16 protein-coding genes are annotated in these 25795 nt (G+C 34.4%); 2 read left to right on the top strand and 14 right to left on the bottom strand.

Annotation, left to right across the window (positions count from 1 at the left end; genetic code table 11):
- Window positions 1–286: 286 nt before the first annotated feature.
- Both uxuA and AAEO59_RS06895 read right to left on the bottom strand, forming a co-directional pair.
- Entirely contained in the window at window positions 287–1495 is a 1209-nt protein-coding gene (uxuA, locus tag AAEO59_RS06900; protein WP_341700003.1) for a mannonate dehydratase, read from the bottom strand.
- 13 nt (window positions 1496–1508) lie between these two features.
- Window positions 1509–2324 (bottom strand): SDR family oxidoreductase, encoded by an 816-nt coding sequence (locus AAEO59_RS06895; RefSeq protein WP_341700002.1) that lies wholly within the window; start codon window positions 2322–2324, stop codon window positions 1509–1511.
- A 113-nt stretch (window positions 2325–2437) separates the two neighbouring features.
- Between AAEO59_RS06895 and AAEO59_RS06890 the strand changes: the two genes are divergently transcribed.
- Entirely contained in the window at window positions 2438–3307 is an 870-nt protein-coding gene (locus AAEO59_RS06890; protein WP_341700001.1) for an AraC family transcriptional regulator, read from the top strand.
- 115 nt (window positions 3308–3422) lie between these two features.
- Here the strand turns inward: AAEO59_RS06890 and AAEO59_RS06885 are convergent, their stop codons facing one another.
- Genes AAEO59_RS06885 through AAEO59_RS06870 form a run of 4 tightly spaced genes read right to left on the bottom strand, consistent with a single transcriptional unit; the run spans window position 3423 to window position 13521 of the window.
- The gene (locus tag AAEO59_RS06885) at window positions 3423–6323 is read right to left on the bottom strand and encodes an exo-beta-1,4-galactosidase (RefSeq protein ID WP_341700000.1); all 2901 of its coding nucleotides are present in this window, start codon (window positions 6321–6323) and stop codon (window positions 3423–3425) included.
- Between the two features lie 22 nt (window positions 6324–6345).
- Entirely contained in the window at window positions 6346–8769 is a 2424-nt protein-coding gene (locus AAEO59_RS06880; RefSeq protein WP_341699999.1) for a beta-galactosidase, read from the bottom strand.
- 33 nt (window positions 8770–8802) lie between these two features.
- A complete protein-coding gene (locus tag AAEO59_RS06875) occupies window positions 8803–12093 on the bottom strand; it encodes a DUF5107 domain-containing protein (protein WP_341699998.1) in 3291 nt (1096 codons plus the stop codon).
- Between the two features lie 30 nt (window positions 12094–12123).
- Window positions 12124–13521, bottom strand: a complete 1398-nt coding sequence (locus tag AAEO59_RS06870) for a sugar porter family MFS transporter (protein ID WP_341699997.1) — start codon at window positions 13519–13521, stop codon at window positions 12124–12126.
- Window positions 13522–13658: 137 nt separating this feature from the next.
- Here AAEO59_RS06870 and AAEO59_RS06865 point away from each other — a divergent pair, with 137 nt between their 5' ends.
- Window positions 13659–14537, top strand: coding sequence for an AraC family transcriptional regulator (locus tag AAEO59_RS06865; protein ID WP_066323739.1), 879 nt, complete (start codon window positions 13659–13661; stop codon window positions 14535–14537).
- On the opposite strand, the gene AAEO59_RS06860 is transcribed toward AAEO59_RS06865, so the two are convergent.
- The 8 genes from AAEO59_RS06860 to AAEO59_RS06825 form a co-directional block, all read right to left on the bottom strand.
- Entirely contained in the window at window positions 14534–15430 is an 897-nt protein-coding gene (locus tag AAEO59_RS06860; RefSeq protein ID WP_341699996.1) for a M20/M25/M40 family metallo-hydrolase, read from the bottom strand. The two genes, AAEO59_RS06865 and AAEO59_RS06860, sit on opposite strands and share 4 nt — an antisense overlap.
- A gap of 136 nt (window positions 15431–15566) precedes the next feature.
- Window positions 15567–15899: an L-rhamnose mutarotase gene (locus tag AAEO59_RS06855; protein WP_341699995.1), complete on the bottom strand. Its 333-nt coding sequence runs from the start codon at window positions 15897–15899 to the stop codon at window positions 15567–15569.
- 31 nt (window positions 15900–15930) lie between these two features.
- Window positions 15931–16992, bottom strand: coding sequence for a sialidase family protein (locus tag AAEO59_RS06850; RefSeq protein WP_341699994.1), 1062 nt, complete (start codon window positions 16990–16992; stop codon window positions 15931–15933).
- Between the two features lie 31 nt (window positions 16993–17023).
- Window positions 17024–18355, bottom strand: coding sequence for a sugar MFS transporter (locus AAEO59_RS06845; protein ID WP_341699993.1), 1332 nt, complete (start codon window positions 18353–18355; stop codon window positions 17024–17026).
- 60 nt (window positions 18356–18415) lie between these two features.
- On the bottom strand, window positions 18416–19135 hold the full coding sequence (locus tag AAEO59_RS06840; RefSeq protein ID WP_341699992.1) for a copper homeostasis protein CutC: 720 nt from the start codon (window positions 19133–19135) through the stop codon (window positions 18416–18418).
- A gap of 17 nt (window positions 19136–19152) precedes the next feature.
- The gene (locus AAEO59_RS06835; protein WP_341699991.1) at window positions 19153–20838 is read right to left on the bottom strand and encodes a PNGase F N-terminal domain-containing protein; all 1686 of its coding nucleotides are present in this window, start codon (window positions 20836–20838) and stop codon (window positions 19153–19155) included.
- Window positions 20839–20949: 111 nt separating this feature from the next.
- Window positions 20950–22518: a SusD/RagB family nutrient-binding outer membrane lipoprotein gene (locus tag AAEO59_RS06830; protein WP_341699990.1), complete on the bottom strand. Its 1569-nt coding sequence runs from the start codon at window positions 22516–22518 to the stop codon at window positions 20950–20952.
- A 10-nt stretch (window positions 22519–22528) separates the two neighbouring features.
- Window positions 22529–25636, bottom strand: a complete 3108-nt coding sequence (locus tag AAEO59_RS06825) for a SusC/RagA family TonB-linked outer membrane protein (RefSeq protein WP_341699989.1) — start codon at window positions 25634–25636, stop codon at window positions 22529–22531.
- Between the last annotated feature and the right edge of the window lie 159 nt (window positions 25637–25795).

The following is a 25795-nucleotide window of genomic DNA, read 5'->3' as shown; positions in this document are numbered from 1 at the left end:
GCATCACACTATAAAAGAAAACCCCGTTTTTGACTCCTTTTGAGCAATTTCGGGGTTTGTTTCTTCTAATATAATACCTATTTTTATGAAAAACAATAGATTGAGGTATTATGAATATGCCTATTCACTACAAGTCCGCAGGAAACAGTCTATAAAACATAACCCCAAAACGAGCTTCTGTTAGTCGCTATTTTGGGGTTTGTTTTATAAAAAGCCTCTACCCTTTACGGGCTTTTCGTTGCTATCCTTGACAGAAAAAATTAACAAACTGAACCAGATAGTCTATTTACTTAAGAATCGAATAACGAATTCCCATTTCAAGTCCTGCCAGTTCTGCCAAACCTTTTAACCTTCCAATTAATGGATAGCCGGGATTTCCTGCCCTATTAAAATCGTCTAACATTTTATGCCCGTGATCCGGACGAATCGGCAAATTATAATCGGTTCTTCCTTCTGCCTTTCGTCTTATTTGTTCTTCAACAATAGCTTTCATTACTCCCGGCAAATCAACTGTTGGATCCAGATGCTCGGTTTCATAAAAATCGCCGTTGTCTAAAATTTTAGTACTTCTCAAATGAAGAAAATGTACCCGTTCAGCATATTTTTTAAAAATTTCAGCCAAATTATTGTCTTTACGAGCTCCTAAAGAACCGGTACAAAAAGTAATCCCATTATGCAAAGATGGGCAGGCATTAGCCAGCCATTCAAAATCTTCTCCACTACTTACTATTCGTGGTAATCCCAGTAATGGAAATGGTGGATCATCAGGATGAACCGCTAATTTAACGCCTGATGCTTCAGCAACCGGAATCACTTCGTTTAAGAAAAACGCAAAGTTTTCTCTTAATTTATGTTTGTCGATTCCGTTATATTCAGCCAGTAATTTTAAAAAAATATTGATAGGCTCTTTTTCATCCGCATCAACTGCACCATCAATAAAAGATTGCGTGGCAACAATAATATTATAAGCAAGAGCTCTGGCATCTTCTTTCGTTAAGGTTTTAAAAATAGCCTCTGCTTTTTTTATTTGCTCCTCAGTATAATCTTTTGAAGCGTTCGGTCTTTCTAAAATGAACATATCAAATGCTGCAAACAAATCGGCTTCAAAATACATCGCGACCGTACCGTTTTCAAGTGTATAATTCAAATTAGTTCGAGCCCAATCCAATACCGGCATAAAATTGTAACAAATGGTTGTAACCCCACATTTTCCCAGGTTTTTAACGCTTTCCTTATAATTAGCAATAATTTTATCGCGGCTGGCTTTTCCTTTCTTGATATCTTCATGAACTGGCAAACTTTCTACCACATCCCAAGTCAAACCATAGGACTCTATATTATTTTTAGTCTTCAAAATCTCTTCTACCGACCAAATTTCGCCATTAGGAATATGGTGTAATGCCGTAACAATACCCGTTGCTCCTGTTTGTTTGATTTGTTCCAGACTAATGGGATCCTTTGCTCCAAACCATCTTAATGTCTTTTTTAATTCCATTTTCATTATTTTTTTAAACTCCGCTAAAAGAACTAAAACCTCCATCAATAGGGATAATAGTTCCTGTTATAAAACTTGCCGCATCTGAACATAAAAACTGAACAATTCCATTCAATTCGTTAATATCCCCAAAACGCTTCATTGGGGTTCTTGCCAATACTTTTTTACTTCTTTCAGTATAAGAACCATCCTCATTAATCAATACTCTTCTGTTTTGATCTCCTACAAAAAATCCGGGAGAGATGGCGTTTACCCTCACTTTTTCTCCAAATTTAGTCCCCAATTCCATTGCCAGCCATTTTGTAAAAATATCAATTCCACTCTTAGCAACAGAATATCCAGGTACTCTTGTTATTGCTGACAAAGTTGCCATCGAAGATACATTAATTATACTTCCCTTTCCTTGATTGGCCATAACTTCTCCAAAAACAATACATGGATAAACGCTACCATTCAAGTTCAAATCGGTTACTTTTTCGAAGTCACTAATTTTCATATCAAAAACAGTTTGTTCTTCTGTTAAAGTAGCTCCTGGTAAATTTCCTCCTGCTGCATTAATCAAAATATCTATAATTCCCCAGTTAGCCAATATTTTTGCTCTTGTTTCTTTCATTTCTTCCACATCCAAAACATTGGATACAAAACCTATCGCTTCACCTCCCATTTCTTTTAATTCGGCCACACGGTCATTTACATTTTCTTCTCTGATGTCCAGTACAACAACTTTACATCCTGCACTAATCAAATGTCTCGCAATACTTCCTCCAAGTACTCCCCCGCCACCGGTTACAATTGCCACTTTTCCTTTAATACTAAATGTATCAATCATATTTTCTCTTTTTTTTAAAATCAATAACTACAAAATTAAAGAGAAGCGAAGCCAATTTTATTTCCTAAATTTGCACACAATGATGTTATTTTTGCAAATTAAAAATATTATTTATGAGAACAATTATGAACGAAAGGCTTCCTATTTCGGAGTCTTCACCTTTAAAAGTTCGCTTTTTTGATTATGCCCATTTTTCCTATCCCTTGCATTTTCATTCTGAATATGAAATTATATATATTGAAGAAGGTACAGGAACCCGGTTTCTGGGAAACAACATTGCTCAATTTAGTGCCGGAAATATACTGCTCATCGGTTCTAATTTACCTCATTTTATGAAAAGTGATGATATCTACCATTCTGAAAATAGTAATTTAAGAGTCAAAGGCACCATTATCCAATTTGAAAAGGATTTTATGTATTACTCGATTAATCATTATCCTCATTTTATCAAAATCAAAAAATTATTACAGGATTCTCTCAGGGGAATTTACTTTTCTTCGGTCAATTCGCCAAAACTGAAGGATTTATTATCAAAATTACCTCTGGAAAATGGTTTAAACCAACTGATGTTATTTTTAGAATTATTAAAAGAAATGTCGGAAACCAGCAACAGGCAAATTATTTCCACATCGGATTTTATCAATGAAACTATTTATGATACGGCAAGAATTGACAAAATAATATCTTACTTGAATAAAAACTACACCAGACACATTAGTCTGGAAGAAATAGCTTCTTTTGCTGCGATGAATGCCGCTGCTTTTTGTCGTTATTTCAAAAGCAAAACAGGCAAGTCTTTTAAAAATTATATCTTGGATATGCGAATGGGTTATGCCTGCAAACTCTTAATTATGGAAGACATCAGTATTTCGGATATCAGTAGTCAATGTGGCTTTGAATCCATTTCTCATTTCAATAAAACCTTCAAAAAAAGTCTGGGCTACATACCTACTCAATACCGAAAGACGATGTTAAAGAATTAAAAGCTCCATCCCATAATTGGCGCTTAGAAATTTAGACACAAAGCCTACTATTTTAAAAAAAGAAGGAGCTAAAACCTAATTTAACTCCTTTTCTTACTATTCAAATATTCTTAACTTATTTTACTTTATTTTGGTTCGAATTAGGTTTTAATTCGTCCGGACTGTCTTTTGTATAAGTATTGAAAACTTCTTTGGACGGACTTACAAAAAGATCCTGAATTACTTCAAACGCTACTTTATTCTTCGGATTAAAATCATTCGAAATCATATAATTTTGAAGCGAATAAAACAATTGCTTAGAAGCCAATTTGTTTTGAACCTCCGGACCTAAATTGGCACTGCTTACAATAATTTTTCCTTTACCCACCTGAGCTTCAAAAACCAAAGCCAATCTTCGATTCATAAACCAGGTATCTATTGGCTGGATTAACGGACGGAAATCAGCAGGAAAATCTTCTAAATTCATCACCTGAGCTCTGTTTTGAATATCCCACCATTGCAAATCGCTATAATAATTGGTTGGAAAATTTTTAAACGCCGGACTTTTATCCTGAATTAACATTCCGGTTACGTGTGGCGGACGCATTTTAAACCAGGAAGTATTCCAAAAAACCGGCAAAAAGTTCATGGCCACTTCTTTTCCTTTTACCACTTTGCCAGCAACATTCAAAAATACTTTTCCTCCTTTGGCTAAAACTGCTTTGGCTTTTTCATCCAAAACAGTAGTATAATATATTGATGGAGTAACTTCTGTCTTTACTTCAGGATACACCCAAAAATCCCAATCATTTGCAAAGTGGGTTCCCTCTACTTTTACTTCCAGATTATATTTACCAGCTTCTTTAATTTGATTCAAAGAAAAACTCAAATTCCCTACCGCTATACCATTTCCGTTTTCATAAGTTTTGGCAGCAAAATTTCCGGAAGTAAGCAACTTTCCGCTTTCATCTTTTATGGTCCAACTAACAACCGTATTTTTTAATGGCATATCAGCAGCATGAAATAATAAAATATCCGCTTTGAAAGTTTCATTAGTATTGTAGACAAACTTTTCAATCTTTGCCAATGGTACAGTTGAATTACAAAAACGGGAAAACTCATCAGCCGTTACATATCCTTTTTCCTGAAAAAAAGCATCTAACATCCCTACTAAAGCCGTTCCCTGACCCGGAAAATCCTGCAATCCTAACATTTGGAATCCTCCGTAATCTGGAGTACGAAGTATTTTTTCGATTTCATTTTTATAACAAAGTACTTGTAATTTTCCTGAAGCGTTCAAAAAATCTTTCGCCTGATCTCCCATATGATGATCGATTAAATCCTGACGAAACATCTCAAAATTTTTAGCTCGATAAACTCCCGTATATTTTTGAATTTCATCAAAATTAGGAAACACACAATATTGACCAATTTCATGCGCTACAAAAGGCACATTGAACTTTTGAATTTCAGCACTAAAATCGGAAACTGATTCTAAAGTTTTATCCCATTTTAAACCACGAACACCACCGCGAACTAAATATTCCGCATTAGGAACTACAGGCCAGCTACCCCCTACTGACATTCCGGTATAAACTCTTCTAGTATCTTTTGCTTTCCAAAAATCAACAAATTCATTCAAATACTTCACCTGATTCCCTGCCGGCTCATTCCCTGCTGATAACATGGTAAACGAAGCATAATTACCATAATCCTTAGCCATTCGTTCCGTTTCTTCATAAAGAAATTTATCCACGGGCTGCCCTAAACCAATTTTTGGTCCGTGATTTGGCCAGCTTGGACCTTCAGGTTGCAAATACAATCCCACTTTATCTGCCGCTATAAAAGCAGCTTCAGGAGGACACCAGGAATGAAAACGTACGTGATTCAATCCATAAGATTTAATTTTTTTAAAAGTTACTTCCCATTCAGCTACTGTCGTTGCCGGATAACCCGTAAGCGGAAATTCGCAATTATGCACTGTTCCTCTCAAAACTACCGGAACACCATTAATCATAAAATGATTCCCTTGAATTTTAAATTCACGCATTCCAAAAGAAACTGTTTTCTCGGTTTGAATTGCTTTTGAATCTAATTTTACTTTCAAATTATATAAAGCAGGATGGAATTCGTCCCAAGTCAACATACCATTTCCAAAAGGCAATTCGAGCGTAATATCATTTTTAGTTCCATTGGTGACTGAAACTTTAGCTACAACTTCTTTAGTTTCGTCTGAATTATTACTATTGAAACTTTTGGCCGAAATAGAAATATTGCCTTTAAAGTTTTTCAAAGAATTATTAGCTAACGAAATTTTCACTATTGCCTTTCGATTTTTTAAATCCGGATACACCTGAACATCATCTAAGAAAACCGGTTCAAAAGTTTGCAAAGCAATCGCACCTATAATTCCGTTCCAATTTCCCTGGGTATGATCGGTAACACTATGCGAATCCGGCCCTACATTTATCTTATTAATTCGATTATCTATACGAATAGTAATGCGTTGTTTTCCTGGCGCCAGATAAGCCGTTAAATCATAATCATGTGGCGCAACTAAGGAATTTTGCATCCCTACTTCTTTATCGTTAACCCAAACACGGGTTTCAATATGAGCTCTTTCCAAATGTAAAACGATACGCTTTCCTTTCCAGTTTTCAGGAATAGTAACCTCTTTTTGATACCAGGCAGCACCCACATAATGACGGGCAGGTGTTAACCAAAAAGGAATATGAATATTTCCCGGCTCACGGTATTTTTTTAAACTGGGTCTGAAATAAAAGGAACTGTCATAAATAGAACCAGTCCATTTAGTCTTAAGTGTAATTTCATCTCCTTTTAAAAATTCGGCCATGGAACCCGGCAAATGAATTTTATCAGAAAGATTTTTATTGAACCATTTTTGAGAAATACCTTCGTCATTGCGGTCCATCTGAAATTGCCAATCGCCTTTCAAGCTAATTACCTTATCCTGAGCAATTGCACTCAGACAAAATAGCATTAAAACAAGACTACAATAGAAAAACTTTTTTATCATTTTGGTTTATTTTTGGTTGTGGTTAGTTAGTTTTCAAAACTACATTTACTTTGTATTCTACCGAAATTATTGGCTGCTTAATTTCCAAAAAACTTTTCTTCTCCCCAAAATCAGGAAGCACTTCTTTATCCAGATAACTTAAGTAAGGTGCATCTTTTTGCATAGGCATAAAATAAAAATACATATCGTTGCTTTTCAAAGCTTCCTGATATTTTTTCAATCCGATAGTCCAGGCTTTACTCGTATATAGATTGTCGGTTTGTAATTCGCCATTCATCATACAAATACCGCGATCTCCTCTGTAATCAAAAGTAACAAACAAGTCATTCACCTTAGACAAATCCAAACTTCCGGCTTTCAATACAAAATGACTGTTGTCTGTTTGGATCAATTTTATATCTGATGCAACTTTAGGTAAAGTCAGACGCCAGTTACTTATTTTTTTTGAAATTGATTTCATTTTTTCCAATTTTCCTTCAGCTGGTGTAGGCCTTGCATCATTTGGCAAAACATAAAAATTGATTTGCTCATTATTAGAACTGATTAACGAAATTTTCTCTTTAGCATCCAATACAACCGCTTCACTGATGATCAATTTTTGATTTCCGGATTCCCCAATCAAATAAGCTTTTTGAGCTTCTTTTTCAGGAAGCACCAAAAATGAAATACCATTCACTTCAAATTCATTTATTTGTTGAGAATTGCATTTCACAACTGTATTTCCATTTCTTGTTTCTGTTTGTATTCCAACAACTTTTTGTTTTCCTTTAAAAACGATTTCTGGAGCAATTGCGTCAAGAGCAAACAAAACATTATATTTTTTAGTTTGATTTTCAAATCGACATAGTGGTTGCACTGTTGCCATTTTGATTGCAACTCCATTATAATTGACATTAAACGGAAAAATGGCTGAACTTCCTGCTTTCAATGTAAAAGTTCCCGACTCTGGAAATTTAACTGCTCCTGTTTTGGTTTGAACAGTCACACTCAAATTTTTCAAATCATTCATTTTTAAATGATCCTGAAAATTGTGCATGAATAAATAACCTTTTGTTCCGTCTCCTCTTACTGCATATCGAAGAGTCTCAGTATTTTCCGCTTTAATCGCAGCATTCGTTTCTGGCAAAACAGGGTATAAGGGTGCTAAATCATCTCCGTAGGTTTTTAAAAAATAATTAATCAATTTTAAGGAAAAATAACCGGAGCTCAAATTCCCAAATTCACCAATTGGCGACTGATAATCATAGGATTTATTGTTTAATCCCGAACCTTCTGACATGAAATAATTACCCACAGAAGGTGTCGTTCCTCCATGATACATATAAAAACCTAATCCGTTAGTACCACTACCTACGGTTCTGACCATCATTGGGAGAAAACTTTCTCCGGGAACTCTTGGACGTCTTGCATAAGTAACTGCCATTCCGGTACCCAATTCTGCCGCCATAGAAGGATACAAATTCACATCATAACTCACGGGCGCATAATCCGGTTGTTGATGGATATTTTTAAACAAATAAAAAGGTGACGGACTGTTTCCTGCTGTCCAAAACGGATAAGCATAACCCGCCATCACAGGAATAGAACCTTTTTCTATAATTGTGGCATAGCCCCATCCTGTAGCCGTATAAATTGGAGCAATCAGTCCTGCTTTTATAGCCAACTCTTTTAGGGTTTTCATATGATCTTTACCCACATTGGCAAATTCATTTCCCTGTTCATTAATACCAACACCATCCTGAACAATCTTTTTATCACGACCTGCTGCTGTTCTTTCTTTTGGAGCATCCGTATAAGTAAATCCCCAAGGAGCAGAAGAGTGCTGGTATTCATTTTCAATCTGAACTCCTATAATTGGCCCTCCGTCTTTAAATAGTAACCCTGTTAACTGCTGTCCAATTTCCTTATAAAAACGAATGGTATAAAACAAATACATTGGATCGTTGCTTCTTACATCAATTGGTCTGCCGTATAACCAATCCGGAAGTCCGCCGTTACGCATTTCGCCATGAGCAAACGGACCTATGCGCATTAAAACCTGCAAACCATTTTTGGCACACAACTCAGTAAATTTCCGCACATCCAAATCGGCTTTCCAGTCAAAAACGCCTTCTTTGAATTCGTGTAAATTCCAAAAAACATAAGTAGCTACAACGGTAATTCCGCCCGCTTTCATCTTTTTTAATTCTTCGTCCCAATATTGATTAGGATAACGACTAAAGTGAAATTCGCCAATAACCGGAATAAAAGCTTTACGATTATGTTCCAAATAAAAACTATTAACCGTGATTGTATCTCCTGTTTTATTATTTCCTCCCAAATCCAAATGCCCGCGCAAGACCTCTGTTTTTACCTTTGTAATATCAATAGCATACGAATTTTGAGCGATTGTTTCAATAGAACAACAACATATAAATAATAAAACTAACTTTTTATATTTAAGCATTATGTATATATTTAATTAAATTAACAGTTTAAATTATATAATTTCTTTTTGAATACTATTTACCATTGCTAAATGAACCTGAACTCCCTGATGGTTACTATCCATTTTAGCTGCTTCTTTCAAATGAAACATGGCCTTATCCATTTTGTCCAATCCAAAATAACCTAAGCCTAACATATAATGACAATGAATCTTATTTCTAAAAGTCAAATCATCTTCCCATATTAACAAATCGGGCAAAGAAACCGCAAAATAATCCAATTTAATCAATTCGTTTATATATCTGTTTCCAAAAGCAATCAAAGCATCAAAACGTTGTTGAGCCTCTTCGGTATTACCTAATTTTAACAAAGCCAATCCCTGATAAAATATTTTATCCGGTTTTTGATCGTTGTAAAATATTGCAGCTGCGGGTTCGCTACTTCCGTCTTTGGCTAATTGCCAGTATTCTTTTGCCAATTCGATATTTCCCAAGCCTTCATATGCACAACCCAACCAATAATGAAAATCATTTTCCTGAGCGCCATCCAGTTTTCCTTCGCCTAAATTATGTGGGTATTCTAAACAAGCATTCAACAAAACAATTGCTTTTTCAAACTCTTTTTCGGAAAGGTGTTTTTTAGCCAATTCAACTCTGGCAATTTGATATTGATTGGGTACTTTTCCTTCTCCTCCTTCCCAGGGATGAAAAATTTTAATATCAATCAAATCAATCGCTTGCTTAAAGTCATTTAACTGATTACATAAAGTAGCATATTCCAAATAAACATCATCCCGTTGCTGCACCAAGTGGTAATGTTTTTTCAAAAATTCCAATCGTTCCTGATGTGGTCTGCAAATACGTTTGTACAATTGATCCAATTCCATTAAAATTCGGGCATCTGAAGTATCCAAAGAAAAAGCTTTTTCTAAAGAAGCTATTGCTTTTTCCTGCTGTCCCAATTTATTAAAATAAGCTAAAGCTAAATTTCTATGCGCAGTTGGAAAAGCAGCATCAATTGATATCGATTTTTCCCAACAGTCAATAGCTTCAGAATACTGACGTTTGTCGTACCATAAATTTCCTAAATAATAAGGTGCTTTAGCGTCTTTAGGATTTACTTTTTGTGCTATTTCTAAAGCCAAAATAGCTTCTAAACGATTAGGAAAACAATATTCTGGAGCATGAGAAGCTGCTTTTTCAAAAGCAACTTTAGAATCTTTCGAAGCCAAATTCAAAGCCCAGCCCATATAATAATACGTCATTGGAGTAGTCTGACAAACTTTGATTCCTTCTTCAATAATTTGTACAGCTTCATCATACATTCCGGCAGCTATATAATCCAAAGCTACTATTTCATAATTATGAATTTCGCCTCTCATTACAGCATGCATCTCTTCTAAAATACTAGAATCATTAGAAATTAAATAAGCCTCAAAACGACATCCAAAATTGAATAAATCAATTTTCAAGCTGTCTTTAATCAATGCTAAAGCATCCTCATTTTTAGATAATTTACGCAAAATTGCTACTTTTAACGTACGCGCTTTTTGATTGTGCCAGTTGCGTACTAAAGACTTATCTATTTCATACAGCGCCTCTTGAAAATTAGTATTTACACAGGAAATTTGGGCGCATCCAAAATAACCGGCATCCTGCATAGCGGCGTTCCAACAGGATTTATAAAATGCATCGTAAGCTTCCTTATACTTACTTTGATACTGCAAAGCCAAACCTAAATTATAATGTGGTTCTCCATCGTAAGGATTCGGATTGCGTTGCAATTGGGTATCAATAGCCGCTTGGAAATACTTTTCCGATTCGGCAAATTTTCCACGACGCAACAACCAAAGTCCCATAGCATTGTTGTTTCTCACATCAGATGGATCTCGTTTCAAGGCTTCCAAATAGTAATCCGTAGCAACATAAGTAGCGTGACGGTATTGTTCTAAATGCAATCCTGTTAGATACAATTGTTCACATGTGGGCGTTTCTTCAGGTGAAAGAGCCGCTTTGGCCGGTTCAGGTTTTTCTTTTTCCTTTTGTTCTTCGGCTTTAATACTTAATAATTCACGACCATTTTCTGCAAAAACAAATAATGCTAAATCGATTATTTTTGCTGTTCCTACAGTCACTTCACGTTCATAAACCGCTTCAGGACTTAAATCTGTGATTTCTTCAAAAAAACCTCCCAAGACAATCTTGGCATTTTTTTGCAAAGAAGTAGCAAAAATTTTGATAACAGCTTTGTCCTCATTCTTATCAATATTCATCAAAATATCCTGAGATGCATTTTTAACTACACCTAACTCGCGATAAGGTAAAAAATACTGAGTAAAAGTCTTTTCCTCATAAGGTTGCATCCAACTAAAATCAGGCTGATTATCGGTATAAACGCCAGCCATCAATTCGATATAAGGACCGTCTTCATCTGTTAAATTTCTATCCCAGGCTTTTCCAAAATCACCATTTCCCCAGGTCCATTGTTTTTTTCCCGGTGAAATATGATGATTAGCCACATGTAAAACACCTGCCTGAGTATCATTCTCATAACCACCTACAAAATTAAATTCTGAATTGATAGCCATATACGAAGTGGGTACCGGAATATTTTTATAATTCGAAATATCCACTCCTGCAGAATAATCTACTTTATAATAAGTCCCTGTTGCAATTGGGAAAGTAGAAACATCTCTTTTTCCATGATCAAAAACGGCATGCACATCCGGTGGAAAAACAGATTGGTAATGTTCATTCACCGCTACGGCTGGATTAGCCCACCATAAAAATGTTTGCGGAACAGGAGTTGGATTATACAGTTTTCCTTTAATTTCTAAATAAGCTTTCCCTAGATGTAATGTAAATCCAGCCATCCCTTTTTGATGGAACATTTTTTCATTTTCACTTACCCAAACGGTTATACTACCATCGGCGTTCGTTTCAATAGTATGATCTACAGGCAAAAAAGTACTCGGACGGTGGTGTTGCGGCCAGTTAAATTCGATTCCTCCGGAAATCCATGGTCCAGTCAATCCTACCAGAGCAGGTTTTATCACCTGATTGTAGTAAATAAAATGGCGTTGTTTGATTTTGTCGTAAGCCATTTGAACCCTTCCTCCCAATTCTGGTAATATCATCACTTTGATGTATTCATTTTCAAGATAAATGGCATTATAAATTTTATCTTGTTTTTCATCCTCAATTTTTTCTACCACCGGATATGGATAAACTGCACCACTGCTACCCTGATACACTCTTTTTTCAAGAAAAATAGGATTCTTTTCAGCTTTCCCAATTTCATAAGTAGGGATAACTACATCTTCTTGCCAGGCTTTTACACTCATTATATTCTCTTCTTATTATATTATACAGGGTTACTTCACTAATTCACTTTCAATTTCTTCCAATGTTTTTCCTTTGGTTTCAGGTAATTTTCTTAGGACAAATAAGAATCCGAGAATACAAATTCCCGCATACACCCAGAAAGTTCCAGCTGCTCCGAACGATTTATTAAGCAATGGAAAAGTGTAAGTAAGAATAAAACAGGCTATCCACAAAGAAAAAGTTGCCAACGCCATAGCGGCTCCACGTACCCGGTTTGGAAAAATTTCGGAAAGAATTACCCAGGTGATTGGTGCCAATGACATAGCATAAATAGCGATTGCCACTACCACCAACGAAAGAACTGCAACCCCTTTCAACTCAAAATAAAAGGCAGCTCCCAAAAGTAAATAGGTAATAGCCAAACCAGATGCTCCTATAACCATCAGTTTTTTACGTCCCCATTTATCTACTGTAAACATAGCAACAAGCGTAAATACAAGATTTACGGTTCCTGTAATCACAATATTAAACAAGGTATCACTTACGCCATAACCTGCGGCGGTAAAAATTTCTTCGGCATAATTAAAAACAGTATTGATTCCACACCATTGCTGGAAAACGGCTATCACAATTCCAATGAGCAATACATCTCTGAATTTAGGATTTAGCACGGCCTTAAAATCAACTTTTTCTGCAACATCATCCAAGGTTGCCTGTATATTAGCCATTTCTTCACGAGCGTATTCTTCTCCCCCAATTTTTTTCAATGTAGGGAATGCTTTCTCTTGTTTACCAGCTTTCATTAACCAACGGGGGCTTTCAGGAAGTGTAAATGCCAATAGTAAAAATAGTACCGAAGGCACGGCGCAGGCAAAAAACATCCAACGCCAACCCGTTTGTCCATTCCATGAAGCACGAATAAAAGCATCACTTACACCAACTGGAACTTCCTCGGCAATCAACAGGTTGATAATTTGTGCAGCAAGAATACCTATTACAAGAGTCATTTGGTTCAAAGAAACAAAGCGTCCTCTAAGATGAGACGGAGCTACTTCGGCAATATACATGGGTGAAAGTGCCGATGCTAATCCAATTCCAATTCCACCTATAATTCTAAAAACGACAAATATCCAATAAGAAGAAGCCAATCCCGTACCTAATGAAGCAACGGTAAATAAAAATGCAGAAAGCAATAAGGGCCATTTTCGACCAAACTTATCACTAATTACACCTGATACAACTGCACCAAGAATACAACCAATCAAAGCGGAACTCATAGCCCAGGCTTGTAAATTGGCCGAAGTGGTAATATCAAAAAAACGTTCGTAAAAAGGCTTTGCTCCACCAATTACTACCCAATCATATCCAAAAAGTAGTCCGCCCAAAGCAGACACCATGGAAATTGCAAGTAAATAATTATTGTTAAATTGTTTTTTTTGGCTTGTCATAATATTTGGTTGTTTTTAATAGAAATGCTTTAAAACAAAATTACATTTCATTATACGGCAACCAATGGATAATTTATTGAAAAAAATGGACTATATTACGACGCTTTTTAAAATTAATAGCAAATACTACTTTTAGAATGAACAATCTACCGAATCCAAAAATAAAAGCCGGCTTTTTAGGCCAAACAATGGTGGTCTTGTCACCGGAACAAAAAAAAGAAATAGTAAATCATCCTTTTTCACAAAATTTGTATTTGGATGCTATTGGCTATTTTCCCAATGCCAAACACCATAACAGATCCCGAAAAAATGGAATAAACGAATATATATTTCTGTATTGTTTAAAAGGAGAAGGCTGGATAACAACCAATAAGAAAACGATAAAATTAACACCAAATACAGCTTTTATTATCCCAAAAAACACGCCGCATAAATATGGAAGTTCTTTAAAAGATCCCTGGAGTATTTACTGGATCCATTTTTCAGGAAATTATGCTGATGTTTTTTATGAACGCTTTTTTAAAGAAAAAGAAAACAATATCCCCATCCCTTTTGACGAAAACAAAATTGTGCTTTTAAAGGATATTATTACCGTTTTGGAAAATGAATTAAACGAAGAAAAAACGGAATTCATTCATTTTAAATTAAGCAGTTTTTTAAGTTCAGTTTGTTATTCAAATTTATTAGAAAACACCATTAATGATAAGATTAGTCAATCCATTTCCTATATGAAAAACAATTTAAACCAATTGATTACTATTGAAAAATTGGCCCAAGAAGCCTGCTTTTCTGTTTCGAGGTATTCAGAACTTTTCAAACAAAAAACAGGGTATTCACCTATTTTATATTTTATTCGATTAAAAATACAAAAAGCCTGTGAATACCTCTATTTTACGAATATGAGTATTAAAGAAATATGTAAAGAAGTGGGCTTTGAAGACCCTTACTATTTTTCCAGAATGTTCAAAAAACAAATAGGAATCTCTCCTATGCAATATAAAAAATCACTCAGCTAATTTTGATTGATAAAATACAGTGGCTGAGGATAATTGGCAATTGAAAGTAAAGCATTGTAAATATACTGAGTAACTAAAGCTCCACCCTTAAAATTTATTAAATCAAAATCGTCTTCCGGAGTATGGTATTGTGGATGACCTCCAGTATGAAATCCTACTGCCGAGATACCCGCTTTATAGAAAGAAACATGATCAGAACCTCCTACGTCACCAGCATGAATAACAGGATTCAAGCCACTGTTTTCTCCTATTTTTTTCATCAAATCCACACCATCAGGAAAAGTTCCGGCTCCTCCCATGTAGATTTGTTTTTCGGCATTTAAACGTCCTACCATATCCATATTCAGCATTACTTTTACGGATGCCATAGGAACTGGCAAATGTTTGATAAAATATTTAGAGCCCAACAAACCTTCTTCTTCTCCGCTAAAAGAAACAAAAATAATACTTCGCTTAGGTTTCACTTTAGCCTTGGTAACTTGTTCCAAAATACACAACAAAGCCGAAACACCCGATGCATTATCATCGGCACCGTTATGAATGGCAACAGTATCTTTCTTTTTACTGCCAGAATTTATTCCTCCCCAGCCCCAATGGTCGTAATGTGCACCAATAACAATATATTCGTTTTTAAGTTGACTATCCGAACCTTCTATGTAACCAACTACATTTTGCGTTTGTACACTATCCGAAGGCATTTTATTAATTCCTTCTTTAACAAACAATTGAAAGTATTGATAATAACTACCTGATTGTAATGGTTTTAAATCATGTTTCTGAAAATATTTCTTGATATATCCTGCTGCCTCATTATTTCCTTGTGTTCCGGGGAATCTACCTTGTAATTTATCTGAAGAGAGGTACTTTTCGTGTTTGTAAAATTGCTTTTCCAAAGATCTATTTTGTGCATAAATTGAGCTATAAGCGAAGATGGCTGCCAAAAATAAAAACTTCCTATCTTTTCTTTTTCTTTTAAAATCGTCATACATATTTTCCTTAAAAATTATAATTTACAATAAAAGCAACTTCTTATTTTAGTTCAAAAATTTTATCTGCTAATAGCCACTTTTCTCCCTCTTTAGCTTGTGGTAAGGCTTTTTGAAATTTCCACATAAGCGATTCCCATTCCTGTACTTTTTCATTTTCAGCATCCATTTTTCCTTTTTTCTCAAATGAAAAATCGGCATCAGCTTCAATAAACATACACAATCTATTACCTACATTATAAATATCAAGATTAGTTATTCCGGCATTTTTGATACTGGCAATTATTTCCGGCCAAACATCCTGATGCAACAATTTGTATTCTTCTATCAATTCCCGATCTTCATGTAAATCTAAAAACAGACAATATTTTTGCATAATTATATTATTTTATCTGATAAACAGTCTTTTATTTTTTTATTTCAAAATTCACATATTTGATATACTTTCGATTATAAGTATAAACGATATGCACTTTCTTGTCTTGGGTTTGAATCATAGCGGGATAACTAAATTCTCCTTCTTTTTCATTTTCTAAATCGAATAATTTCGCCCAATTTAAACCATCAGCTGAATATTCGACATCCAGAATATTTCGGCCGTAAAACCAGTCTTTTCCTTGCGGTAATGGATTATTAACTAATAAAAAAGATTTTGCGGACAAACTCAAAGCATCAACTCCTGAATTAGAATTCACCACATCAATCAGTTCTGCATTTGTCCAAGTAGTTCCATTGTCATCAGACCAACTTGTTACTAACTTATTGTGCTTACTTCTAAAAAGTAGTTGCAAACTTTTATTAGAATGAACAAGAACTGATGGCTGAATGATATCATATCCTTTGTCATTTGGAATAGTAATTTTAGACCAGGAAGCTGTTTTTTCATTATACATTTCAATATGCGCTCTCCATTCATTAGTAGCAACACTTTCGGTGCTACTACCTGATAAAATAATTCCGGGACTTACTTCAATAGCTTTATTTCTAATTGGTCCTAAAAATCCATCCGGTAAGTATTTAGGTGAGCTCCAGGAATTTCCGTTGTCTAAAGATGTAACCATCGCTCCCAACCATTCTCTTGGATTTTTACCTACTTTATAAAAAAGGTATAACTTTTTAGTCGTTATACTTTTAAACAAAACAGGATTCCAACAAGCCAAGGTATCACCTTTTATTATAGCAGGTTTTATAACTAACTGAGGTTTAGTCCATCCTTTATCTTCTAATTTTGAAGTATAAATAGCAACATCCTTTGCCCCTTCATAACTTCCGCCAAACCATGCTGCCATAATTTTATTTGGCAAATATTCAACTAATGTAGCAGCATGACTGTTAGTAGTTACAGGCGGATTTGCAATATATGCTGTTGTAATCTGTTTCGCTTCAGGTTTTGCAGGTAATGATTTGCACGAATAAGTTAAAAAAACAATCGAGATACCAATACCGTTTTTTATCCATTTTGATTTCATTCAAACATCTGTTTATTACTATTTATTCGATTTATTTTTTACCAAGACCTAATTTATGACCTGCAACAGCATAATACAAAATGATGATATAACAAGGCAACAAAATCCAATAGCCTTTAGTTGAAGCGGCAGCTGTTGCCATAGCATCGTTCATTCCCTGAGCCATCAATTCTACTTTTTGAGCATCTACTAAGTTTCCATACAATGGAGGAATAATCGCTCCACCTGAAATAGCCATAATTAATAATGCTGAAGCCGTTTTAGTAAACTTGCCAAGACCTTTCAATGTTAAAGGCCAAACAGCCGGCCAAACCAAAGCATTGGATACTCCTAAAGCAGCTACAAACAATACAGAAGTAAATCCGGAAGTAAAAACAATACAAAATGATAAAATTATACCTAAAACAGCACTAGCTTTTAAGGCAAAAGTTTGCGAAATATATTTAGGAATCAATAAGGCTCCCATCGCATAAGTAGCCACCATTGCCATTAAAGTGAAAGTTGTGAAAAACTTAGCATCAGCAACAGGAATGCCTAATGAAATTCCATAAGCAATAATGGTATCTCCGGCGATTACTTCAACACCTACATACATAAAAAGAGTAAGCACTCCTAACCACAAATGAGGAAACTGAAATATACTCGTTTTTGTAGTTGTTCCATCAGCAGATTCTTTAATAGGAGCAGCTTCTACATCAGGAAGAGGCGCTTTTCTTATCAGCAATCCTAGAATAAACAAAACAGCTGCCATTACCACATAAGGCATCACCACGCTATCCGCCATTGTATTTAATAATTCAGCTTTTTCAGCAGCACTAACTACATTTAATTTTTCTTTGATTTCGTCAATTCCAGAAAGTAGTAAAGCACCAAAAATAAGCGAACCTAAAGCACCTGCAATTTTATTCGCAATTCCCATAATTGCAATTCTTTTGGCTGCACTATCAATTGGTCCTAAAATGGTGATATAAGGATTAGAAGCTGTTTGTAACAAAGTCATTCCGGCACCTTGAATAAAAATACCCGTTAAAAACATCCAATAGGTTCTTGCTTCTGCTGCAGGAATAAAAACTAATGCTCCTACCCCCATAACAAATAACCCCAAAGACATTCCTTTTTTATAACCCACTTTTGATAAAATGTAAGAAGCTGGCAAAGCCATCACTACAAATGAAATATAAGAAGCCGATGCCACTAAAAGCGATTGTGCCGAAGTCAATTCATTTATTGTTTTCATAAATGGAATTAAAGCTCCGTTAATCCAGGTTACAAACCCAAAAATAAAAAATAAGGCTGCTATTATCAGTATGGGTACCAATGTACTGTTCTTTGTTTGCGGAATGGAAATACTATTACTATTCATAATTCATTTTTTAAATATTTATAATTGCACTTTTAATCTATCTCATTGCATTTTTATTGTTTAACAAATAGCCACAATGGCTTTAATCTTTTCATAATCTGAACTAACAATAATGTTTTCATCAAAAAAAACGCTTGAATTCATCGGTATTTTTCCAAGTCCACCTATATGTTCCATTTTAGATGCCGAACAATGGATTTCTTTAAAACCGGCTTCTTTAAACTGAAGGGCGTTTTCAGAATTGATGCCACTTCCGGGTAGAATTATTAATTTGTTATCCGCTTTTGTCTCCAAATCTTTAAGAAGAGGTATTCCTTCCAATGCAGTAGTTTTTTTTCCCGATGTCAAAATTCTGTCAACTCCCACATTTATTAATGTTTCAAGCGCTTCAAAGGAATCCTCAACCCAATCAAAAGCTCTGTGAAAAGTAAAAGTTAACGGTTTTGACAATTCAATTAATTCTTGCGTTCTAATAACATCAATTGTATTATCTGATTTTAAAACGCCTGAAACAATTCCCTGACAACCCAATTCTTTACACAGTAAAATATCGGCTTTCATTATTTCGAATTCTTCCTCTGAATAGCTAAAATTTCCACTCCGCGGACGTATCAATACATGTACAGGAATAGAAAGATTTTCTACCACTTTTTTTATTAAACCATAAGAAGGCGTAATTCCTCCTAAAGCCAATTCTGAACATAATTCTATACGATGAGCACCTGCATTTTGTGCATTTATAGCCGATTGATAAGATGAAGCACAGATTTCAAGAAGCATAACTTATTATTTATATTCTAATTTATCAACTTACCCACTAAAACCCCGGAAACATTCCAGTGATTGGTACTTTGTCCTTCATTAGGACCTTGATCAATAACAACTTCGATGCTATGATTTCCTTTTTTCAAATTAGATAAAGGAATACTATAAGGAGGTGTTAAGGTTCCGGGACACCAATTAGATCGACTCAAATCACTAGAAGACAAACCATCTGCAAAATTACCTGATGCCGGATTTGACAATCTATAGGTTCCACAATCGGTCCGCCAGGGAACTATTTTAAAAACTTCCTGACCATCAACATAAACCTTATTCATTCTTGGAACAAATTCATCTCCATTGTCCCATCCACCGTGTCCGGTAGTGGTATATAAAAGCTCTAAATTTTGAACTTCATCTTTGATTTCAAAATTTACTTTTAAAGTATCATTTGCAAATAAACCACCATAATTTTGCCCGGACATTTCCATAGTATTAACAGTAGAAAACAAGGGTTCTATATATTTTTTAAAATCTTTTTCTTTTTTATCCAAAGAAGGATAAACATCCAGTTCTAAACTTACTTCATGTCCTCCTTTGTCATAATTTCCGATAAAAACTCCTATCCAAAATTCCGCTTTATCATTAGGTATTACTGAAGTCACCTCTTCTTTATATACCACTTCTTTAGCCCAGTTGTAATGATTAATTTTTCTTTTATCGTTAAAATAATTAACCCCAAATGGAGTAAAAAAGCGCATTATTTCAATTGCAGGTGAATATTCATTTTCTTTAATGAAACCTTGGTATTTATTGGATTTATTATCCGTAAAAACCGGTAATTTATTTAGACCATACAAATAGGCATCTAATAGATTTATCGCTGAGTCATTCTCTTTTGATGGTACTATAAAAACAGAACCAGTACGGTCATAGGCATCACCATTAGACTTACAAATCAATTTTGCAAAAATGGCCTGACTGTTTTTTAATTCGGGGGTTACTTTGATTTTTTTTAAAATCACACTTCCATTCGAAAAATGATACACTTGATCATTTGTCAATTCCTTTTCATTTGGTACTATTCGTTTTGGATCAAAATTGATTATCTCTTTTTCAAAAACAAGCAATCTTTTAAATCGGGAATTAATAATTATTTCTTCAAATTCTGAAGCGGTCACTTCAATACTCTTAGCATCATAATTAATAAATGGCTGATAATTTTCAACTTTAGTAATTGCATTAGCCACTAAAGTTTGATTACCATTAAACACCATCTGAAGTACGAGTGCATTTGTGGAAGGCAAATAATTTGCATTTGGAGTAGCTTTGGCTTTCGATTGCTCTGTGTACCAAACATCTATTCGATTAGAAAAATAAGAATAGGAAACATGCTGACAGCTAAAACCTAAAATTTCTTTAGTGTCATTCTCTTTTTTAGGTTGAGGTAAACTATCAAATGAAATTAGTTTTTTGAAAATTTTATCTTCATATGCGATAGTACTTATATTGTTTTTGTTAGCCAGATCTATATATTGTTGTACTTTATCTGAATTTTTAGTTAAAAAAACCATTTGATTTTGAAAAAAAACCTCTGTAATTCCATCAGTCTTTTTGCCGTTTACAATTTGATTATAGCTTATTTTATAAGTATCTAATTTATTTTGAGCATTTAAAAAGAAAGGTAAACTCAGTAGAATAATTTTCAATAATCGAATCATTTAATATCGCTTAAATTATGTTTTATAATTACCAAATAACAAAAACTTTATCTTTAAAATAAATAGAGGTAAGCATTATATCTTACCCCTATTTAAAATCAAGCATTAATTTTAATTAACGTCCCACCAAAGTTTAGTGCTTCCTTTATCAGCACCTCCTAGTAATTGAACTGCTGCATTAACCGCATCAGCATTAGTACTATATTCATTCGGCAAGTAAGTAATACGCTTCATGATTCCTTTACCAATTGTAGCATCTTCAGTAGTTAATAAAGGATATAAAATATTTGCATCTGTTCTACGTAAATCAGACCAAGCTTCCCATGACTCTGGGAAAAGACCTAAATATTTTTGAACTGCAATTTGCTTCTTTTGATTTGCAACAGTACCTGACCATGCTACCGGTACATTTACAGGTGGTGTAGAATCAGTATACAAACTTCCAAATGTAGGTACAGCACCAGTAGTAGTTCCTGCAATATAGGCAGTTATTTCGCTTTCATCTGTTACACCCCATTGTTGTAGAGACAAACGAATACCATCTTCATATAATGCTTTCGCTGTTCCTCCCATACTCCAACCTTTCAAAACACCTTCAGCACGATTGAAATCGGTCTCAGAAGCCATCATTACTTCTATGTTTTTTGTAGCATTATCTGAAAATGTTGTTACCTGATTCGTTCCACTAAAGTTTTTACCTTGATATGGAATTGTTGATCCAATACCATTTGGTAAACCTACATATTGTCCTTTGTATGTAGAAGTATTATCTAATACAGGACTAAACCATTTTGCCATACGAGGATCGTTATAACCTTTAAGAATACTTTCCATATCTGCAGTCATATAAAAACCCCAGTATTTCATAATATCTACAAAATTATTATAGGTATCTGAAGTAACTTTATAGTATGCATTATCACTATTTGACACCATTACTCCGGCACTTACAGCTGCTTCTGCTTGCGTTTTTGCTTTTGCAGCATCAATATCAGAAATTCTTAAAGCTAAACGCAATCTTAATGAATTTCCAAACTTTCTCCATTGTTCAACATCTCCGCTATATAATGCATCATAGTCTTTAAATACACCAACTGTAGTTGCTGAACTAGCGCTCAAAGTAGCATTAGCAGCCTCTAAAAGTTTGAAGAAATCAGTATACATTGCTTCTTGAGAATCATAAGCTACAGATTTACCTCCAATACCTGCCTGAGAATAAGGAATTGGTCCCCACTCATCAGTAAATCTGTGAAACATATACACTTTCCAGATATCTAAAACTGCTAAGGCTTCTGCGTTTCCAGCTGCTGCTTTATAAGTATTTAAAAGAGATGGAACGGCAATTGTATAAAATCTCAACCAACCTCTACTTCTCCATCCATCATTAACACCATTTGCATCAGTAGCACCACCAGGATAAGCCATATAATGTGAAAACACCATTGAATGTAGGGCTGTAGCTAATCCATAAGTTCCATAATCATCTCCAGGTAAACTCCATGAAGCATTACCAATTCCTTTATATAAAGCATTTGCAAATGATGGTCCTGCCATAGTTGCATCTAACTGATCAGAAGTAAGTGTATTAGGATTTGTATTTACTTCATTAAAATCACCTGTACACCCTGTTAACTGAAACAAGAAAGCTACTGCTAAAAATTTAACTATATTGTTTTTCATAATTTATTTATTAAAAGTTGAATTTTACATTAAATCCAAAGTCTCTTGTACTTGGAATGTTATAAGATTCTATTCCTTGAAGGTTTCCAACACTTACTCCTTGTTCTGGATCAAAATATTTCGCTTTATTAACAAAGAAGAATAAATTTCTGCCTACTAAAGAGAAATCAACTGCTGTAAATGGTGATCTTTTCAAGAATTTACTTGGAAGTGAATATCCTAAAACAACTTCTCTTAATCTAATATTCGTAGCGTCAAAAACAAAATCCTCTGCTGATTTAGGATCTCTACTTGCCACTTGTGACCAATAATTTTCAGCAGTAATAGAAGTTGTATTTGGAGAATAAGTACCATCCCCATTATCATTAACACCATTAACTACAAAACCATCTCTACCTGCTAAAGTGATATCACTAACACCCGCTCCAGCCATTCTTGCTTGAGAGTAAGAAATTGTTTTTCCACCCATACGGAAATCTACCAAGAAACTAAGTCTAAAATCTTTATAAGTAAATGTGTTTTGCAAACCTGCTGTCCAGTCTGGATTAAAACTACCAGCCAATACATCAAATCCAGAAGTAAATTCAGGTAATCCACTTGTTGCATTTACAATAATATCGCCAGCATCATTACGTTTAAATCCTCTTATGTACAAATCACCGTAACCTCCACCTTTTTTAACAATTGTTTGTGCTAACCTTTCGTAACCAGTAGAAAGATTTAATTCGTCTTGTCCTTCTGAAAGACTTAAAACTTTTGTTCTGTAAGTTGCAAAGTTTGCTGTTGCATCCCAAGTAAATTTTTCATCATCGAAAATTTTAGCATTCAAGACCATTTCAAAACCTTTATTTTGGATTTTTCCACCGTTAATAACTTGTTTTGAATATCCTGAAGACTCAGGTAAGTTAATTGTGAAAATTTGATCTTTAGTATCTGTTTGGAACCAAGTAAAATCTAAACCAATTCTATTTTTAAATAATCTTGTATTTAATCCAAATTCTGTTGAACTTGAAATCTCTGGCTTAAGATTTGGGTTGTTTTTTAAAGTTGAAGATTGTACAACACCTCCGTTAAAACCATAAAAATACAATTGGTTAGCTAAAAGATAAGGATCTGTAGCATTACCTACCTGAGCAAAAGAACCTCTCACTTTTAAGAAAGACAACACATCAGAATTAATATCTAACATATCCGTAACAATACCTGATAAACCAACAGAAGGATAAAAGAAAGATCTGTTATTTTCTGGCAAAGTTGAATCCCAGTCGTTACGTGCTGTAACATCTAAATACAAATAGTCTTTATATCCTAATTGTGCTGAACCGTACAAAGAATTTACTTTTTTATGACTATATTCTGGTGTCACAGTAGTACTTTGTAAATTAGTTAATGTAAAATAGTTTCTCTTCGTTAAAGTTCCTCCACTACTCAAACCAGTACTTTTTTGATTTCTGGCATTTCCTCCAAAATTGGCATTTAATTTAAAATCACCTAATTCTTTTTTGTATGACAAAAGGAAATCTGTATTCATTTCTAAAACATCCCCTATCGACTCTGAATAGCTACCATAATCTTGATTCAAGATTGCAACAGCTGCATAACGGGAACTTTTAGATTTATTAGTAGACTGATCTAAACCAGATCTAACCATTAAACTTAATTCTTTTGTAAAATCATAAGTCAAAGATCCAAAAGCGATAATTCTGCTTCTTTCATCTGTTCTTAAGTTTCTCTTAGCTAACCAGAAAGGGTTTGCTCCCAAAGTACTTAAAGTATTTGCATCAGGATAATTATATCTGATTTGCCCAGCATCATCAATATATTCAAAATCTTTGTATTGACTGTAAGGTAAACTTCTAGGCATTGTGTAAACGGCTTCACCAATTCCACCTTCACCTGCACCAATAGCATTTTCAATTTTTTGATTAATGTAATTAGTTTTAACATCTAATTTTAATTTGTCTGTTAAACTACTCGTTAAACGTAAATTAACGTTATGTCTATCCAATTCATTACCAATTACAATTCCTTCAGCTGTAGTATTAGTATATGAAAAATATCCTTGCGTTTTTTCATTACCCATTGAAGCTGTTAAATTTTTAGACCAGTTATAACCACCTTTAAAAAAGTCTGAAGAGTTATTTGGTTGTGGGGTAAATGCATAAGTAGCCGGACCATCATAATTAGGGTTATGACTTAATTGCCATGCTGCAACTGACTGACCTTCCATTTTTGGTCCCCAACTAGTTTTGGATAAAGGATTATAAACTCCTCCTGCACCTTGACCATAAACATTTTGTTGATTCAACAAATTATAAGCATTAGATGCCATAAAATTTGAAGAAACTGAAATTTTTGGTTTTCCTTCTTTAGATCCACTTTTAGTAGTGATAACGATAACCCCGTTACTAGCACGTGAACCGTATAAAGCAGCTGCCGAAGGACCTTTCAATACAGTAATACTTTCAATATCTTCAGGGTTGATATTTGAAATTCCATCAAAACTTGTAGTTCCTCCAATATCTGTAGCCGGAGAAGTTACTGAGTTATCCATAGGAACCCCATCAATAACATATAAAGGTTGGTTATTCCCTGTAAGAGAACGATTCCCTCTTAATGTAATTCTGGAAGAACTTCCTACTCCTGAACCAGTAGTTGAAAAGTTAAGACCCGCTACTTTTCCAGAAAGCGAGTTCGCAACGTTTAAAGATCTTGCTTCAGAAAGTTCTTTAGTTGACACCGTTTGTGCCGAATAAGTCAAAGATTTTTTCTCTCTCTTAATACCTAAAGCTGTAACAACTACCTCCCCTAATTGTTGCGCATCTTCAGATAATGAAATATTAATTACCGTAGAAGAACCAACAGCAACTTCTTTTGGTACAGAACCTATAAAAGAAAATACAAGAACTGTTGATTGATTTGGAACACTAATTGTGTACTTTCCATCAAAATCTGATGATACACCATTTGTTGTCCCCTTAACAATGATGTTTGCTCCCGGCAATGGCACACCGCTTTTAGCATCTGTTACTGTCCCTTTTACTGTAATTTGGGCTTGAGCATATTGAAACCCGAACAAGCAAAACACAAACAGTAGTTTTAATACATTTTGATTCATAATTTGGTTTTTGAGTTATTAATTTGTTTTTTGAACAACCAGCCTGAGGTTAATTGTTTGTTAAATTTATTATTATAAATTGTTACTATGTCATAATTTCGACCAACAACAATTTTGGATAGACGTTGGGAATTTTTTCCTAAAAACAAATGATTTTCA

This window comes from Flavobacterium flavipallidum (assembly GCF_038289905.1).
In the GTDB taxonomy this organism is placed as follows: Bacteria; Bacteroidota; Bacteroidia; order Flavobacteriales; family Flavobacteriaceae; genus Flavobacterium; species Flavobacterium flavipallidum.
Note: the sequence above shows the minus strand (reverse complement) of the source record. Positions and strands in the feature narration are given on the sequence as shown.

Coding starts and splice junctions, on each gene's coding strand:
- uxuA (WP_341700003.1), bottom strand. CDS start 1,495: ATGGAATTAAAAAAGACATTAAGATGGTTTGGAGCAAAGGATCCCATT.
- AAEO59_RS06835 (WP_341699991.1), bottom strand. CDS start 20,838: ATGATTCGATTATTGAAAATTATTCTACTGAGTTTACCTTTCTTTTTA.
- AAEO59_RS06875 (WP_341699998.1), bottom strand. CDS start 12,093: ATGAGTGTAAAAGCCTGGCAAGAAGATGTAGTTATCCCTACTTATGAA.
- AAEO59_RS06855 (WP_341699995.1), bottom strand. CDS start 15,899: ATGCAAAAATATTGTCTGTTTTTAGATTTACATGAAGATCGGGAATTG.
- AAEO59_RS06885 (WP_341700000.1), bottom strand. CDS start 6,323: ATGATAAAAAAGTTTTTCTATTGTAGTCTTGTTTTAATGCTATTTTGT.
- AAEO59_RS06865 (WP_066323739.1), top strand. CDS start 13,659: ATGAACAATCTACCGAATCCAAAAATAAAAGCCGGCTTTTTAGGCCAA.
- AAEO59_RS06890 (WP_341700001.1), top strand. CDS start 2,438: ATGAGAACAATTATGAACGAAAGGCTTCCTATTTCGGAGTCTTCACCT.
- AAEO59_RS06850 (WP_341699994.1), bottom strand. CDS start 16,992: ATGAAATCAAAATGGATAAAAAACGGTATTGGTATCTCGATTGTTTTT.
- AAEO59_RS06895 (WP_341700002.1), bottom strand. CDS start 2,324: ATGATTGATACATTTAGTATTAAAGGAAAAGTGGCAATTGTAACCGGT.
- AAEO59_RS06830 (WP_341699990.1), bottom strand. CDS start 22,518: ATGAAAAACAATATAGTTAAATTTTTAGCAGTAGCTTTCTTGTTTCAG.
- AAEO59_RS06880 (WP_341699999.1), bottom strand. CDS start 8,769: ATGCTTAAATATAAAAAGTTAGTTTTATTATTTATATGTTGTTGTTCT.
- AAEO59_RS06870 (WP_341699997.1), bottom strand. CDS start 13,521: ATGACAAGCCAAAAAAAACAATTTAACAATAATTATTTACTTGCAATT.
- AAEO59_RS06845 (WP_341699993.1), bottom strand. CDS start 18,355: ATGAATAGTAATAGTATTTCCATTCCGCAAACAAAGAACAGTACATTG.
- AAEO59_RS06840 (WP_341699992.1), bottom strand. CDS start 19,135: ATGCTTCTTGAAATCTGTGCTTCATCTTATCAATCGGCTATAAATGCA.
- AAEO59_RS06825 (WP_341699989.1), bottom strand. CDS start 25,636: ATGAATCAAAATGTATTAAAACTACTGTTTGTGTTTTGCTTGTTCGGG.